Raw genomic sequence first — 475 nt, 5'->3', positions numbered from 1 at the left:
ATCAAGCCAAGACTTGTAGTAGGCACCATCGGCAATATCCATGGCATCCTTAGTGACCATTAGAGGCTTGAAGGTATCTACCATAACTGCTAATTCATCTGTTTTTGTTTTTCCTATACTTCTTTCTGCTGCCCCTGGATGCGGACCGTGAGGAATACCGGCCGGATGAAGGGAAATATGTCCTTCTTCAATATCATTACGGCTCATAAAATCGCCATCCACATAATAAAGCACCTCATCGCTGTCAATATTACTGTGATTGTATGGCGCCGGAATACTCTCGGGATGATAATCATACAACCTCGGCACGAAGGAACATACTACAAAAGCATCTGTTTCAAAAGTTTGATGCACCGGTGGCGGCTGATGAATTCGGCCTGTAATGGGTTCAAAATCATGTATTGAGAATGCATAGGGATAATTATACCCATCATAGCCAACTACATCAAAAGGATGGGAGGCATATACCATATCA

1 protein-coding gene is annotated in these 475 nt (G+C 42.9%); it reads right to left on the bottom strand.

The window, feature by feature from the left end:
* Nucleotides 1-475 (bottom strand): homogentisate 1,2-dioxygenase domain-containing protein (locus tag HC175_RS18120; RefSeq protein WP_168139648.1); only part of this gene is annotated, 475 nt, incomplete at both ends.

It is taken from the genome of Salinimicrobium oceani (genome assembly GCF_012037645.1).
The sequence above is the reverse complement of the archived record's forward strand: the minus strand, read 5'-3'. Positions and strand labels throughout refer to the sequence as shown.